The sequence below is a fragment of the Kurthia sp. Dielmo genome, assembly GCF_000307285.2.
Taxonomy (GTDB): domain Bacteria; phylum Bacillota; class Bacilli; order Bacillales_A; family Planococcaceae; genus Kurthia; species Kurthia populi.
Window position 1 is genome coordinate 239,243 of sequence record NZ_HE578957.1, and the last position, 15,824, is coordinate 255,066.

Annotated in this window: 17 protein-coding genes; 2 read left to right on the forward strand and 15 right to left on the reverse strand. The window is 39.6% G+C overall.

Annotated elements, in window-relative coordinates; all coding sequences use genetic code 11:
* The first annotated feature begins 89 nt into the window (after positions 1-89).
* A complete protein-coding gene (locus KTHG_RS06090; protein ID WP_139992211.1) occupies positions 90-881 on the forward strand; it encodes an enoyl-CoA hydratase/isomerase family protein in 792 nt (263 codons plus the stop codon).
* A gap of 647 nt (positions 882-1,528) precedes the next feature.
* Here the strand turns inward: KTHG_RS06090 and KTHG_RS06095 are convergent.
* The 9 genes from KTHG_RS06095 to KTHG_RS06135 all read right to left on the reverse strand — a co-directional run bounded on the left by KTHG_RS06095 (position 1,529) and on the right by KTHG_RS06135 (position 9,221).
* The gene (locus KTHG_RS06095; protein WP_126990155.1) at positions 1,529-1,765 is read right to left on the reverse strand and encodes a DUF896 domain-containing protein; all 237 of its coding nucleotides are present in this window, start codon (positions 1,763-1,765) and stop codon (positions 1,529-1,531) included.
* Between the two features lie 268 nt (positions 1,766-2,033).
* Positions 2,034-2,516, reverse strand: coding sequence for a GNAT family N-acetyltransferase (locus KTHG_RS06100; RefSeq protein ID WP_139992213.1), 483 nt, complete (start codon positions 2,514-2,516; stop codon positions 2,034-2,036).
* On the reverse strand, positions 2,491-3,342 hold the full coding sequence (locus tag KTHG_RS06105; RefSeq protein ID WP_139992215.1) for a nucleoside/nucleotide kinase family protein: 852 nt from the start codon (positions 3,340-3,342) through the stop codon (positions 2,491-2,493). The genes KTHG_RS06100 and KTHG_RS06105 overlap by 26 nt, the downstream gene beginning before the upstream one ends.
* Complete coding sequence (locus KTHG_RS06110) at positions 3,339-4,169, reverse strand: Cof-type HAD-IIB family hydrolase (RefSeq protein WP_139992217.1); 831 nt, start codon at positions 4,167-4,169, stop codon at positions 3,339-3,341. The genes KTHG_RS06105 and KTHG_RS06110 overlap by 4 nt, the downstream gene beginning before the upstream one ends.
* 90 nt (positions 4,170-4,259) lie before the next feature.
* On the reverse strand, positions 4,260-5,270 hold the full coding sequence (locus tag KTHG_RS06115) for a YdcF family protein (protein ID WP_139992219.1): 1,011 nt from the start codon (positions 5,268-5,270) through the stop codon (positions 4,260-4,262).
* 13 nt (positions 5,271-5,283) lie between these two features.
* Positions 5,284-5,514 carry a hypothetical protein gene (locus KTHG_RS06120; protein ID WP_139992221.1) on the reverse strand — a complete coding sequence of 77 codons (231 nt, stop codon included), beginning with the start codon at positions 5,512-5,514 and terminating at the stop codon, positions 5,284-5,286.
* A gap of 40 nt (positions 5,515-5,554) precedes the next feature.
* Positions 5,555-5,959, reverse strand: a complete 405-nt coding sequence (locus KTHG_RS06125; RefSeq protein WP_126990161.1) for a hypothetical protein — start codon at positions 5,957-5,959, stop codon at positions 5,555-5,557.
* A 110-nt stretch (positions 5,960-6,069) separates the two neighbouring features.
* Positions 6,070-7,125: an LCP family protein gene (locus tag KTHG_RS06130; protein ID WP_139992223.1), complete on the reverse strand. Its 1,056-nt coding sequence runs from the start codon at positions 7,123-7,125 to the stop codon at positions 6,070-6,072.
* A gap of 197 nt (positions 7,126-7,322) precedes the next feature.
* Complete coding sequence (locus tag KTHG_RS06135) at positions 7,323-9,221, reverse strand: LTA synthase family protein (protein ID WP_139992225.1); 1,899 nt, start codon at positions 9,219-9,221, stop codon at positions 7,323-7,325.
* Between the two features lie 1,056 nt (positions 9,222-10,277).
* On the opposite strand from KTHG_RS06135, the gene KTHG_RS06140 reads away from it, so the two are divergent.
* Positions 10,278-10,679, forward strand: coding sequence for a hypothetical protein (locus KTHG_RS06140; RefSeq protein ID WP_139992227.1), 402 nt, complete (start codon positions 10,278-10,280; stop codon positions 10,677-10,679).
* A gap of 67 nt (positions 10,680-10,746) precedes the next feature.
* Here KTHG_RS06140 and KTHG_RS06145 read toward each other — a convergent pair whose 3' ends face one another.
* The 6 genes from KTHG_RS06145 to KTHG_RS06170 all read right to left on the reverse strand — a co-directional run bounded on the left by KTHG_RS06145 (position 10,747) and on the right by KTHG_RS06170 (position 15,754).
* Positions 10,747-11,271: a tubby C-terminal domain-like protein gene (locus KTHG_RS06145; RefSeq protein ID WP_139992229.1), complete on the reverse strand. Its 525-nt coding sequence runs from the start codon at positions 11,269-11,271 to the stop codon at positions 10,747-10,749.
* Positions 11,272-11,343: 72 nt separating this feature from the next.
* Positions 11,344-11,784 carry an SRPBCC family protein gene (locus KTHG_RS06150; RefSeq protein ID WP_139992231.1) on the reverse strand — a complete coding sequence of 147 codons (441 nt, stop codon included), beginning with the start codon at positions 11,782-11,784 and terminating at the stop codon, positions 11,344-11,346.
* A 65-nt stretch (positions 11,785-11,849) separates the two neighbouring features.
* The gene (locus KTHG_RS06155) at positions 11,850-13,100 is read right to left on the reverse strand and encodes a glutamate-5-semialdehyde dehydrogenase (RefSeq protein WP_139992233.1); all 1,251 of its coding nucleotides are present in this window, start codon (positions 13,098-13,100) and stop codon (positions 11,850-11,852) included.
* A gap of 1 nt (position 13,101) precedes the next feature.
* Entirely contained in the window at positions 13,102-14,202 is a 1,101-nt protein-coding gene (proB, locus tag KTHG_RS06160) for a glutamate 5-kinase (RefSeq protein ID WP_126990168.1), read from the reverse strand.
* A gap of 362 nt (positions 14,203-14,564) precedes the next feature.
* Positions 14,565-14,798 (reverse strand): hypothetical protein, encoded by a 234-nt coding sequence (locus KTHG_RS06165; RefSeq protein ID WP_139992235.1) that lies wholly within the window; start codon positions 14,796-14,798, stop codon positions 14,565-14,567.
* Positions 14,799-14,935: 137 nt separating this feature from the next.
* Positions 14,936-15,754 carry a tyrosine-protein phosphatase gene (locus tag KTHG_RS06170; RefSeq protein WP_139992237.1) on the reverse strand — a complete coding sequence of 273 codons (819 nt, stop codon included), beginning with the start codon at positions 15,752-15,754 and terminating at the stop codon, positions 14,936-14,938.
* Between the last annotated feature and the right edge of the window lie 70 nt (positions 15,755-15,824).

Consider the following 15,824-nt stretch of genomic DNA (forward strand, 5'->3'; position numbering starts at 1 on the left):
CCATTTATCAGTCAATTTATTATTTTCAATACTATAACAGCGAAAACTGTTATACAATAGTATTATTATTCGTCTAGGGGGACTTACATATGAAAGTATCAACAACACGTTTGGAAAAAGAAGATGCCAAAATTATTTACCAAGAGACGGCTGGTTTAGCGATTATTACGATTCGTCGTCCACAAGCTAAAAATGCATTAACAGCAAATATGTGGCAGCAGCTTCGCAGTATTGCACTGCAAACGTTAGAAAATCCAAAAAATAAAGTATTAATTATTCGTGGCTATGGCGAAAGCTTTACTGCTGGTTCAGATATTAAAGAATTTAATGCGATTTCCCTTGAAAAAGCGGAAGCGGCATTTGTCGATATGGAGCGTACGATTTCAACAATCGAGCGTTTACCAATCCCAACGATTGCCGTTATTAATGGCCCTGCCATGGGTGCTGGATTAGAACTTGCACTTGCTTGCGACTTGCGCATTGGTTCTGATAAGGCGAAGCTTGGCATTCCTGTCGGTAAATTAGGCATTACATTAAATAATCAATTCGCACAGCGTCTCGTAAGTCTTGTTGGCCCAAGTATGGCAAAGGACCTTGTGTATACAGGGCGCATGTTAAAAGCCGATGATGCTTACCGCGTTGGGATGCTGAACTATGTTGCGACTGATGATCAGTTGGATCGTTATGCGATTCGCATGGGAAAATTAGTGGCATCAATGTCACCAGCCTCACTACTTGCTGTTAAAACATCGGTACAAGAATGTGTCGATTCTGTACCGAATTTATGGAACGGCTCGACACCATTTGTTGGTTCGGATTTTACCGAGGGTGTGCAAGCCTTCGTTGAAAAACGACCTGCCCAGTTTAAACGTCGTATTTAATTACACCAAAAAGAAGAACACTTTCAAGGAGTATAAATCTTTGGAGGTGTTTTTTAGTGGGCAAAAACACGCGTATTTATACGAAACAAAATTAAAAGTCCTTAATTTGGAGTCGTAAAAAATAGCGTTGAAGGACATGATGATTAAAATTTACCAATAGATGCAGTGGTACGAAGACGGGGAAATATCATCTAAAGAGCGGTTAGATGAAGTGACAACGCATAAGTAGTAGCAGTCAAACAAAAAGGCGTTATCATGAGCATGGCCAGTAAAGGTACGCTCGCTGATAACGCCAGTATAAAGTGTGAAACGTTCTATCGTAACTAGTTACGATAATAATACGCGCATTTTGGCAAAGTGGAACGCCAGTTGACTACAAAAAAAGATGTGAAACAAGAATTTGACGGCGACTCCTAGGGGAGCCCTTAGCATGAGCGGGAGACCCCGCAGTGAGCTTGCGAGCGAGGCGGCTTCCGCCATGCCCCAGGAAAGCGTCCGTCAAATTCTATTGAAGAATATTGGCCTTTTCTTTGTCTCACTTTTGAGGCTCAGTTCCGGGCGCAATGCCTTCTTTTCTTATGCTGTTCTTTTCAGCTAGATCAATTTTATTGTCTTAGCCGTTTATTTGTATCACACACTTGCGTGATTTAATCGTTATTGTTATCTAGACGCGCTTTTTTCGCATCAATTACTTGTTGTGGTGTTACATCGTCCCCGTTTGGGTCAATAACTTTTACATTCGTAATAATACCATGCGCTTGTGCACGAAACTGTTCTAAATATTGTTTACGAAGGATGATTTGTTCAGCGCTTTCTGCAGCTGTTAACATGCCTTCTTTTTGTTTTTTTGCTAATTCATTAATACGTGGTAAGATTTGAATCATGTTGCCACCTCTTCCAATTGAACTAACATCTAACATACTTGAATTTATCTGTAATTCAAGATACTTGATGTTGATATAAATATACCTCATAGGGGTTTAAAAGACAAGTATTTTGTTTCAACAAAAAAGAGGCTGGGACAAAACACGTCATTTTTCTTTTTTAGCATTCGCAACGAAAAACCGAAACCGCGCTACAGCGCGATTCCGGTTTTTCTTATGCTCATATGAACGGTTGTTTTTATACATATGTCAAAGCCTCTTTCACTTATTATGACAATGGCTTCACTAAATTAAACCACTGCTCACCACCATGTGTTGACGATGAAGCACCTTCATTCACATAGCCTTGTTTTTCATAATAACCAATTAAACGTGCTAAACATGTAAGCGATACACTTTCACGCGCTGCCTCACGCGCAACCGCTTCGATATGCGTCAGTAGCTGGGACCCATAACCTCTACTACGATACGCAGGGTCCACCGCAATACTTAACACACTTTGATGCCCACCTATTGGCTGATTGGCTTGTAATGTTTCAAATTGATCATCTGTTATGTAGCGCTTTGTCATAACATTGCCAACGACAAAGGCACGCACATCCCCCTGCTCCTCTACTACAAAAAAGGTATCGCTGATTTTTTCAATACGCTCCTTCATCGCTGCTTCTGTTGCAGCCTCCGCTTCAGAAAATCCCACACGTTCGATGTCCATAATACGCGCTAAATCATCTATGTTTGCTTTGCGAATCATTTGACGCTCCCCTTTCCTCTACAAATTCAATGTCGACCACTTTCATCGCTAATGTTCCAAACTGTAAATCATATAGCTGACTAAAGCATTCAATTAATGTTTTTTGTGCTTCTTCAATCGCATTCGGTGTCGTCATTAGTTCCATTTGTGACGACATTTTCAAGACAACTTGTACTTCAAGCGCTGGTAGTGGTAATAATTTAAATTGCATCTTTTTCACCGTTAAGCGTTTCTTTTGCTCAATAGCCTCCTTAAAGGCTTCCATCATATCCTTTGTTGAGATTTGTGTGAAGTCGTCGTGGAAATCTGGATGCACAATCGTTGTTTCCCCAATTTTTTCACGTTTCGGTGAAAAGATTTCTGCACCTCGACGCATTAAACGTTTAAAAAAGTTTTGCTCAATTTGTTGCATTGGTAATGGCATCGTATGCTGGCCTTCATTTTTACGCATAAAACGCGCCAGCTTGATTTCCGCTTCCGAATTAATATCTTCTATATAAATTCGTTGCTGAATCGTTAGGTGTAAGCGTTCAGCAATTTTTGATGTCATATTATCCGATGTGCCAATAATCATTAAAGATTCGATATGTTCCTCATCAATAGCCTCGCATAATTCATCGCGGTGGGCATCATCTGAAATAATCGCACGGCGTACAGCCTTTAGGGCACTTTTTTCAAATTTAGCCGACGTACCCGCACGTTTTTTGCCATTCATAATGAGCAGACCATCATCAATAATAGCATCAATACGATGACTATAAGCATACGCTAATGCGGCCGTACTTTTCCCCGTACCACTCGCACCGCTTAGTGAAATAATGTTCATGCCTGTCCTCCTAAAACGTAACGCTCAAGTGCATAAGCCACACCATTTTCAGCATTTGATTTTGTAATAAAGACCGCTAATTCCTTCACCTCAGACACCGCATTTCCCATTGCGACCGGCACGCCAGCATACGTTAGCATCGACACATCATTCAATTGATCCCCAACGGCCATGACAGCCTGCGCCGGAATATGTAATGATTGTGCTAAATGTTTTAAGGCATTGCCTTTATTCGCCGTTTTCGAATTCACTTCCATGTTTTGCAAAAACGAGCTTGTGACATTATAGCCTGCTGCAACACATGCATCCCAAGCTGCTTGACGCTCTGTACTTGATTTGAAAAATAAATTAAATTTATCAATCGGTTGCTGTAGCTTTTCCATAAAGGCATAAATATCCTCAACCGCTGTACGTGTTTCTAAAATAAATTCCGGAAACTCCGTCGCGCCATACGCCACAATATGATCGAGTACATGCTGATTCACAAACACTTTGCCATCATAATATACCTCAATCCGCATATCATATGGACGTAAAATCTCCATAATATGCATGGCGTCGTCGTAGCTTACTGTATCCTCGTATAGCTTAGTGCCATCGCGAAGACACCATGCCGCAGAACCATTTCCGGTAATGACATACGGTACATCGCCTAGCTCCTCTAATTCCCATTTCAGTTCTGCAAGTGTACGCCCTGTGCAAATCGTAACCGCCGTTCCTTTTGCGATACAGGCTGAAATTTTTTCTTTTGTTTGTTGCGCAATTGTTAAATCAGGTAACAACGTTGTGCCATCCATATCAAGTGCGACTAATTGAACATCTTCCATGTAAATCCCTCTTTTCCTGTCTTTCATTCTATCAAAAAATAGCATCAAAAAACGACAATCACGTCTTTCTCTGATTGCCGTTTCTATTTACTAAGAATAGGCTCGATAAAGTACGGCCATACATAATGTCCAAAGTATAAAGAATACGATATGAATTTTCTTTGTCATGACAAGTAAGCCGATGTATTCACGCGTAAAGGCATTCGCTAAATAGTAGGTAGCTGTTTTAGAACCAACACCTTGCCCGGCTAATTTGAGCTTACGTGCGTATAAACTTGCGCGAAAAACATGGAAGTTATTCGTCACGAAAACAATACGATATGTGTCCTTTAAGTCATCCATCATACGTTTTGAAAACAAGAAATTTTCATACGTTGTCGTGGATTTATTTTCAATAAGAACTTTCCCTTCGTCTAAATCCTCGTGATGCGCCAAAGCATAATCACGCATCGCTTCTGCTTCGGATACAAGCTCATCTGCCCCTTGTCCCCCCGACATAATAATCGTTGCCGAAGGATTTTTACGCCATTCTTCTACTGCTTGGTTAATACGACTTGCTAGTAGCGGCGGCACTTTTTTACCAATCAATCCCGAGCCCAATACAATAATAAAATCCGGCTTATATAAAATCGGACGATAATGATACAAAATGGCATACAACGTCGTACTCGTAAATAAATACAGCCCATATCCGACTAAGCCAGCGACATATAAAAAGACGATTTCATCGGTAGGCGTTAAATCACGAATAATAGAATTGTATAAAAACCAAATGACCATCCCGACAATAATAACGCCGATCGAGCTAAACAATAAATTGCGTGGGCGACGCCCTTCTTTTTCTAATAAAATTTTGCCATTGAAAAATGTTAAAAAGCTAATGACCAATAAAGATAGTGGAATAATTGCAAAGAGCAATACATAATAAAATTGCACGACAATCGGTGATTCACTTAAAATATCTGGCAGTACCCACACAAGGCCAATCAGTGAGCACCATCCAAAGAGAATGCCAAACACATACACATTCACAAAACGGCGTGGTTCAAGCCAATAAACGATGATAAAAATTGCTAGTAAAATAGCTGTTGCCCACCACATTAATCATCCCTCCTTAATCAAATTCATGTTGTTGAATTTTTGCCGTCAATGTTTCAACGACAAACGCGCGGCATGACGGGGATAATTCACTGCGTCGCTCATGAATAATATCGCCGTATGGTGTGTCGCCAACGACGCGCACCATACCTTTAAAGCGTGCATTGCGCTCGCCATCAAAACCTGTAAATTCAATAAATAATGTCGTGCCATTCCATGCAAAATCAATAATCGTTACATCATGCATGTGGTTCCCTCCTAAAAAAGACAAAGTCCCAAGACTCTGCCTACTTTACTTGATGCTGTTTTTTTAATTCTTCTTCAATCTCTTTTTCACGCGCTACTTGTTGCTTCGCACGCTTGTACTGCATCGATAATTGAAACAAGCTAAGCACGATAATCATAAAGAAAATCGGCTGACGCACATCTAGACCAATTGCTGAATGTCCACCTAGCAGTGGCATGATAACGATGGCTGCTAAAATAAGGACAATCACGCGCAGTTGCATCCAAAAGTTTTGCATAAGCGATACTTTCTTTGTTGGGTAAAATAATACGAGCAATAACACGATAACGACGATATAAAATGGTTTCGTCGGTAAGCTTTCCCAAATCGCCCACTCACTAAAGCTATCGCGTAATAAAATTGCCAGCACCAATATGTAAATAATAAATTCTTTTATGTACGACATAGTACACCTCCACTATAGAGCATATCAAAGACCGCTTTTGAATGCTACTTCTGACATTGTTCATTTAAAAAAGAGGATAGAAGCACAGGCTCTATCCTCGGAACGACCAATTATTTATTACTACTAGCGCTATCTTTTTTCGTTACATGATCAACTAAATAGCTATTCTCTAATGTAATTTCTTTATCTTCTGGTAATGCTAATTGCTTTTGTAATGTTTGACGAACACTTAAAACATTATCTTGGCGTAATTTATAATAATACACCCCTGTAGACATGTCATCATCACCTTCTAGAGATAAACTTTTAATGGACGGCGATCCCGACTGCATATACACAAATAGAGACTTCATCGTATCAAAGGACATGTTTGTCGTCATATTATCGCCTAGCGCTGTAATTAAACTACTATATTTCGTTAATGATGATGTTGACATCGCTTTATCGGTAATCGCCTCTAAAATCATTTGCTGCCGCTTACCACGTTCAATATCACTATCTTGGTGACGCGTACGCGCAAGTGCTAAGGCTTCACGACCATCAACGACTTGTGTACCTTTTTTCAAGTTCACCGTACGTTTGTCGTTTTCGTCTAGCTCATGTAAATCATACGGTACATCCACTTCAATACCATCTAGTGCATTAACGACATCAATAAAGGCATTAAAGTTTACTTCCACATAATAATCAACTGGCACATTTAATAAATTTTGCACGGTTTCAATCGTGCTATCAATGCCACCAAATGCATGGGCATGATTGATTTTTGTCGCATAATTAACGCTTGGGATAAAGGTATACGAATCACGTGGAATACTCACTAAATCAATTGTTTTATCCGCATTATTTAACGTTGCAAGCATTAAAGCATCTGAACGCGCATGATTCGAGCCTTGTGCACGCTCTGTGCTATCATCAATCCCAACAATTAAAATCGACAAATTATCCTCTAGCGGCTCTACTTCCTCTTCACGCAACGAAGATTTCACATCGCGGCTCGCATCGTATGACTCAGCGACAGCCTTTTCACCCTTTTCATATAAATAATAGGCATAGCCTCCTACTGTAAAGGCAGCGAAAATAAATACACCTACAAGTGTAAAAATAAGCCATCGTAGCACGCGGCGTTTTTTCTTCGATTGTTTCTCAGGTTGTTTTTCTTCCATGCAGTCTTCTCCTTCTGGATGTAGTTAGTCCGTCCACCTATTCTAGCGTTATGACGCCGGCTATTCGATAAAAGTTTCCATTCGTCCACATATTGTATCTCTTATTTTATCGGAATTGGTATTTACTGTACAATAAATCTATGTAAGTAGGTGTGAAAACACAAAAAAACCGCGAAAATACGCGGTTTTTGAGTTCATTATTGTTTCACCGTACCTGTTTTTTCATCATAAAAGCGGAATAAATCTCCGTTAATGATTTTATCCGATAACGTTGTTTTGGCATTTGCGCGCTCAATAAGCTCACGATTTTCTGCCGTTTCCCCTAATGGCTCGCCTGTTTTACGGTCATAGAACAATTCCTGTGTATACACGACATCATTCGTGACGAAACGGCCATCACGGAACGCAATTAAATCATCATGCTTCTTCGCTAATAAATCCGTTCCGATTTGAATGTCGTTTGACGTATCTACACCTAATAAATGCAATACTGTTGGACGAATATCTACTTGCCCACCTACTTCATGCACTTTTTTATCAGCTTTTGCTTTAATGTCAGTATTTGGCGCATGAATAATAAATGGTACTTCTTGTAGCATGACCGTATCATACGGTGTAATTTCTTCTTTATTTAAAAATTTCGCCATCGCTTTATTATGATTTTCAGAAATACCATAGTGGTCACCGTACATCACAACAACTGTATTGTCATACAGCCCGGCTTTTTTCAGCTTTTTAAATAATACTTTCACCGCTTCATCTGTATAACGGACTGTTTGGAAATAACGGTCCACTGTTTTATCGCCTGAATCATAAGCATCAATATATTGATCCTTCTTATCCGATGTAAACGGGAAGTGATTTGTGAGCGTCAGCATACGTGTCGCAAATGGTTGTTTCATGTCTTTCATAATCTCTACTGACTGTTTCATAAATGGAATATCTTTCAAGCCCCAGTTGACCGAATTCTTTTCATTGACATCATATGACTCAATATCATAAAACGTGTCGATATTCATTGCCTGATACATTAAATCACGATTCCAAAACGATTTATTATTAGCATGCAGTACACTTGTCGCATAGCCATTATCGCCTAGCTTTTCAGACATTGAATTTAGTGAGTTGCCCGCATTCGTAAAGAATACTGCCCCCCCACCAATGCCATACAATGAATTTTCCATCACAAATTCACTATCGGATGTTTTACCTAGCCCTGTTTGATGATAGAAGTTATCAAAATACAAGGTGTCATCGCTTTTAATTAACTTATTCAAAAATGGTGTAATTGTTTGACCATTCATTTTTTCATTAATAACAAAATTTTGTGTAGACTCTAGTGAAATAAAGATGACGTTTTTTCCTTTGGCAATACCATAGAAATCCTTATCCGGCTTTACTTCATTTGATTTAGCATCGTTAACAATCGTCGTCAACTCGCCACCATCGGCAAATGCTTTTTGTGCGTGTGTTTTTGATTGCACGTAAATATCATATAAATGATAATTATATGTTCCAATGTTTTTCACTAATATTTCACGGTCAAAGCTACGTGTTAGTAACTGAGGTCGTTCTTTTTCAGCTAAGCCTAAATTTAAAAATAATAAGGCAAAGCTAAGCGCAAAATACGTGTTGCGACGGTTGCTTGCCATGCGGTTAAATTCTTTTGCTGCTGGTAAAAATAATACAGCTAAAATAATGAGCACTAAATCGACAAAATAAAAAACATCTGCCCACCCAACAAGTCCTGCAACCGAGCTACCTAAATCACCAAAATTATTCGTTTGGAACAACACAGGCAGCGTAATAAAATCATTGTAAAAACGATAAAATACGACATTACCGTATAAAACAATCGATAAAATAACTTTTACGGTAATGATATACGCATTTCGACCTTTTGCGCTTTTAAAAAATAGTGAAATACCATACACACAAAGAAGCGCGGCAAGTGGGTTAATGAATAAAATAAACGCCTGCATGCCATTTTCAATGTCTAAATCAAAGGCCGTACGATACGTATAATACGTTTGTAACCAAGTCGCAAGCACTGCAATGAGTAACAATGTATGCCGCGGCCATTTAGTATGTTTCATGTGTTTGAATTCCTGCTTTCTTCAATTTCAAAAGTTTTCCCCTTCTATCTTATCAGAAAAAACGATCACTCGCGCTTTTAACATCACATTTTTTTAACAAATCCTTTACAAGCTGTGTCAATTTAAAGACAGCTTGCACCTATACACTTTTGCGATGACGCACGTCTATTTGCCATTTTCTCGATGCCTCTTCCTTCTAATTAAGACGTCATTATTTTTATTAAGTTCGGTCATTGATTATTGTTTTTAACAAGCGATTAATACCGCCGAAAGATTTCGTAGCAGCATACTATGCATCGCACAAAACATCTGGGCAAATGCTTTGTTTTAATTTTTTCGTTAGCAATGATTTTCACCTAGCCAAGCGCAACTAATTTAGATGAAATCACGTATCTCCCTAAGGAGCGTCTTTTGACTACGACTTACTTAAAAATATGTGTCAGATGCGCAAATGATTACGCTATTATTTATCAATAAGCAGGAAACGTAGTAAAAGCATGTCATTTATTAAAAATAACATAACCGTAAATAGAGGCTTAATATCACAAAAAAGGCTAAAAAAGAGCCTTTAGGGATGCTCTAAGGGGTGTTTTCAACACAATAATCCCCTAAAAATAGGGCTGGTGGCGTAAAAAGCGTGTCATTTATTCACAGGCATGAAGTTGGCGATAATAATGGCTTTTCCGAACCTAAAACAAGTCATTTCGGGACAAAAATAGCCCGATTCCGTCCTTTTCCAGCAAACTTTTGTTAAAAAACAACTTGTCAATGCGCAAAAAAATAGGCGTTAGCATACTATTTTTTTATCATCTCGATGATTTCAAACAAATTCATAGCATATTACTAATTCATTGGCCCTGTGGCTGTCACTTATCTACAAATATGTCGTATCCAAAACACGCTCCATGAGGTAATGAGCAATTTTTAATTAGCCAGGCTAAAAAATAGGCTTTGCTCATAACGATAATCGCTCATCATAATATATTGATTTAAATAGGTAAAAATTCCATTCTCTTTAACCGATATAAAATGCAGAATGATTAAAGGAGGAATTGGATGCATTTATTTAAAATGAAACATACAGACGGCATACATATTATTGATGACGTGAAAAAGCATAAAAATAATTTACAACTTCAAACGATTACAGGTGAGGAATTATTTATTATCGCGGTGACTGATGAAAATTATACGGTCTATGATGATCGCTTCGCTGGCGCATCAAAGCAATTAAATTCAATTGAAGCATTTGATATTAATGGTAGCTTCCGTAGCTTAGATTTTGATAATATGCGTGATTTATTCACAAAAGCATTTGATCATTTACTTGAACATATCGCGGCATTAATTACGAATGAAGAACTTATAAATTTAGATGTTTTAAAAGAAAAGATTGCTGCGGAAGTTCCTGGCATTCACTTTAAAATCATCTCAAATGATAAACCTGCATTATTTTAAAAAATCCTTATAATAATAAAAAAACCGTTCAAGAGTCAAAATCTTGAACGGTTTTTACTTTGGACAACTAGCCGCCAATAAATAAGGTTGTTTGAGCAATCGCTATATAAAAGGCTGGATTTTGAATCGGTGCAATCGTTTCAATCTGCAACTCCACTTCAAACTGATTCGTTTCTTCATTAAGGACTGCTTGCCAGCGGGCATAATCAGTATCCTGCCACTCAAAATTAGACCAGCCCTCATGCTCCTTATGCAAAATCATTGTCGTGGCACCATTTGTAATTTGTAAATCTGGAATCAAATCACGCCAGCCAATATAGCCGATTTCAAAAGGTTTTTCGCCTTCGATTTCCGCACGATAAAAGACGCGACCTTTGCGTGAAATTTTACGGCACATTGCGCGGGCATAGTCTTGAATATGTGCCTCGTATTTTACGAAATATTTGTAATCCATCATGCGGTCAAAAAAGCGACTTACGCCATTACCATACATTCGTTGAACCGTACCAACATTTTGCGTAGCCTCATTTTTCACAAAAATTTCAGGTGTTTCTACAATTGTATTCGGGTGTGTATAAAAGTATTGTTTCATTGCCTTCCTCCTACAATTTACTATACAAAAAAGGAGCCCTTTCCGACAATGGAAAAGGCTCTTTTTTACCAATTATGCTTTTGTAATTTTATTCACAACACGGTTTGCTAATTTTTCTGCAGCCATTGGCAATGCTAATTTAAAGATTGGGTTTAGTGCAACACCTGCAACACCGCCCGCTTTCACTTCAAGATGCATAACCATTTCTGTATCAGTTGGGCTTACTTCATTCGCTTGGAAGTAACCAGCACCCGTAAATTTATCGCTTAGGCCTTCTAATGAAAAGCCAATTTTTGATGGCTCTTGCCATTCTGTAATCGTGATTTTTGCATCTACTTTTTTCGTAATACCCGCTACTGTACCACCGAATGTCCAAGTAGATTCTTTATCATTTAACATTTCGTGCTGACGATATCCTGGTACTAATTTTGCCCATTTTTCGATATCAGATACGAAAGACCATACTTTTTGTTGTTCTACTGCGATATTTGTTTTATACGTTGTTTCTGCCACGTCACATCACTACTTTCTGTCTATTGTTCTTTTATTATATCAAGAAAACGTTTGATTGGCGATGATTAGCCTCGAACCTGGCCGGTGCCTTCGATATACACTTTTGTGGACGTTAATGCTGGTAAGCCCATTGGTCCGCGTGCATGTAACTTTTGTGTACTAATACCGATTTCCGCCCCATAGCCAAATTCAAAACCATCGGTAAAGCGCGTTGATGCATTATGATACACCGCTGCAGCATCGACGCCTTGCTGGAAACGACGTGCACGTTCTGGATGTGGTGTAATAATGGCCTCTGAGTGCTTTGTGCCATACGCATTAATATGACGAATGGCTTCGTCAAGAGTTCCCACTACTTTAACAGAAAGTTCCTCATTTAAATATTCCGTGCTCCAGTCATCTTCTGTCGCAAGCTTAATATTTTCTGGATTTAACTCATATACCGCTTCATCACCATGCACGATAATGTTTTCGCCTAATAGCATATCGACAAGCTCTTGCCCATGTGCATCAAACCATGTACGCTCTACTAATAAGCTTTCCGCCGCATTACAAACAGATGGGCGCTGTAGCTTCGCATTTTTCACAATATTAAAGGTCATCGCAACATCGGCATCCTCGTCGATGAAAATATGACAGTTGCCCGCACCTGTTTCAAGAACCGGCACACTTGCCTCGCGGATGACCATATCAATAAAGGCTTTACCGCCGCGTGGAATCAGGACATCTAAGTATTCTGTTAAGTTAAATAAATCGCTCGCTGTCTCACGGCTCGTGTCCTCAATGAGTTGTACGGCATCGATTGGTAGCGTTGATTTTTCAAGTGCTTTATGAATGGTATTCATAATGGCAATATTTGAAAACTTTGCTGATGAAGAGCCTCGTAAAATAACGGCATTTCCTGTTTTAATCGCCAGTGTCGCGGCGTCAACTGTAACATTTGGGCGTGCCTCATAAATCATCGCAATGACACCAAGTGGCACGCGACGCTTTTCAATATGCAGACCGTTTTCTTTATCAATCGTTTCCAACACTTCACCGACTGGGTCTGGTAAAGCGATCAGTTGCATAATGGCATCATGCATGTCGCCAATGCGCTCCTCTGTTAATAAAATACGGTCCATCACCGATTGTGATAAACCAACTTCTTGGCCTACCTCTAAATCTTTATTATTTTCATCAACGATATAGACAGCATCCTCAACGAGCTGCTGTGCAATTAAGCGTAATGCTTCGTTTTTTTCATCGGTTGTACGTTCATTCATTAAGTAACTTGCTTGCTTTGCTAATAACCCTTTGTCATGTACTTCTGACATTTTAATCCACCCTCTCTGTTTGTACGAAACGATCACGGTGAATGACGACATCGAGTGCGCCGTCGATTTCATCTGTGCGTTTACCCATCGCTTCTTTTAATGTTTGTGCGTCGTACAGTACTTCGCCGCGTCCAATTAATTGACGTTCGCGGTATACCTCAACGACTTCTCCCGCTTCAAATGCCCCTTGTACGATGTAAACACCTGCAGGTAATAAACTTTTCCCCTTATAAAGCAGTGCTTCTGCAGCACCCTCATCAATGTAAATACGACCTGCTGCATCGGAAAATAAAGAAATCCATTGTTTTTTACTTGGTACAACGATAGCATGTTCTTTTTCGATATACGTACCATCGCCGTGACCTGCTAACACATCGATTAATTTATTTTTCCCTTCACCTCGACCAATAAACACGCTAACTCCTAGGTCATACGCGGTTTTTGCGGCTTGTAGCTTCGACTGCATGCCACCTGTACCTACCTTCGAACCTTCCGATGTCGCAAAACCAAGCAGTTCATCGGTAATTTTCGTCAAATGCTTAAAATGGATAGCATCCGGATTTTTCTTTGGATTGTCTGAATACAAGCCATTAATATCGGTTAAAATAATGAGCTGATCGGCATGAACTAAGCCACTTACAAGGGCAGATAGCATATCATTATCACCAAATGTTAATTCCTGTACCGATACGGTATCATTTTCATTAATAATTGGAATAATACCGCGTTCAAGTAATTCCTCGAATGTTTCATAGGCATTTTGATAGCGATCTTTCTTTGAAAAATCGGTGCGTGTTAATAAAACTTGCGCCGGCGTGATGTTATAGTTGGCTAATACTTCTGTATACTTTTGTACGAGTAAGCCTTGCCCAACGGCAGCTGCTGCCTGCTTACCTTTTAATGTCACCGGGCGCGACGGATAGCCTAACTTTTTAAAGCCACACGCCACAGCCCCAGATGACACAAGAATCACCTCATGACCATTTTGCTTTAATTGTGCAATGGCTGCTAGATGGTCTTGCACTTTGGCGTCATCAATCTCTCCTTTTGCATTTGTTAAACTACTACTCCCAATTTTTACGACAATTCGTTTCTGTTCCATGCGATTCACTCCATTAAAATAGCCCATTTCATCCTATAGTTTAAGGACGAAATGGGCTTGTTCGCGGTACCACCTTAATTGAATATAGTACATGACTATATTCCGCTCTTCTCATAACGCTTGAGGCTGCGCCTATGTTTGCATAGGAGCTAGAAAGTAGGTTCGATGTAGTGCTGCGTCGCTCCCTTTCAGCCGATGGAGAGCGTTCTCTACCCGTGCATGCTACATGTACTAATCTTTCTTACGCTTATATTTGTTGTCTATCATGCACTACAAAGTCTGTTCTGTCAATATATTCTGTTAATTTGACACGAATTCGCAAAAAATCGAGCAATCCGCAAATAGTGTGATTGCTCGATTTTTTAATGAGGCTTAACTGTACGTGATGTCGCAAATGCCATACAGCCAAATGCCACAAGGGCCATGCCTAAAAATAATAGTGATTTTCCGACATAGCTGTAGTTCAATGCACCATATACGGCGTATACACCCCCAAGCACCATGAATACAATGTTTGTTACACTTACTACCGCAAAGGATTTCCGTTTCGCTCGAAAGCGCATCGTCAGTTTTAATGCGATAAATCCGACAAGCATGCCGATAAAAAACGGGCCATAAAATCATATCGAACACCTCCATTAGCGCTTCCTATATGGTTTATTCTCTTTATTACCGGCGATTGAATGATACTTCTAGTTGATTTTAACGAATGAAAATTCACATACCTTACTACCTAGTCCTCGTACATCTCACCAAAATACATGCTTTCAAAGTCATTTAAATCATCATTATCCGTTGTTTCTTTCGTCTCTTCTAGCTGTGCTTGCTGTGCAGCAATAAATGCATGTGGGTCGACATAAGGTGATGCCTGTTGCTGTGGTGGCATCACTGGTGGCTGAATCGCTTGTTCTGGTGCGAGCAGTGGCGTCTCTACTAGTGGTCGTTCCTCTTTTTGTGCGATGACAGGCTCTGTCGCTGCTGCTACTACAATTTTCGGCTTTACTGTCGTGCGCTTTGGTTCTTCAATCAGTGGCACATTGTCAGACTGCGCTAATTCCTCATCATTTAAACGTATGACGGATTCAAGCCAGCCATCAAAGCTTCCTGGATGGTCAATCATTTGACGGGCCTGCTCAAAAACCGCTTCTTGCACTGCCATGCCGTGTAATGCCGCGAGTGATTTGTAGGCATTTAATTTATGTGCCATCATCGTATAGTAGGCACTATCTTCTCGTTGATTTGCTTGTTCATACAATGCTGCGAGTTGTAAATACGTTTCGGCTGTCGGCTCCATTTGAAAGGACTCCAAATAACGCGTAATCGCCGCGTCCTTTTTTTGTTGCGCAAAAAGAGCTTGTGCCTCGATTTGACGTGCCTCGGCTGTTTGAACGGCCGCGGTCATGCGCTGTGCTTTTTGTGGCTCATCTAGTATGGTATAAATTTCCGCAAGCTTCATCGTCACTTGCTGTTTTTCCTCGCTTGATAAGCTGTCGAATGCTTGACTATAATCCTGTGCGACACTGTCGACTAAAAATTGTTTGAATTCATTCATCTAAAAAAACTCCTTACGCTTTAAGTATGTTTAGTATACCAAATATCTAAAAAAGGAACCGTGCAACTGC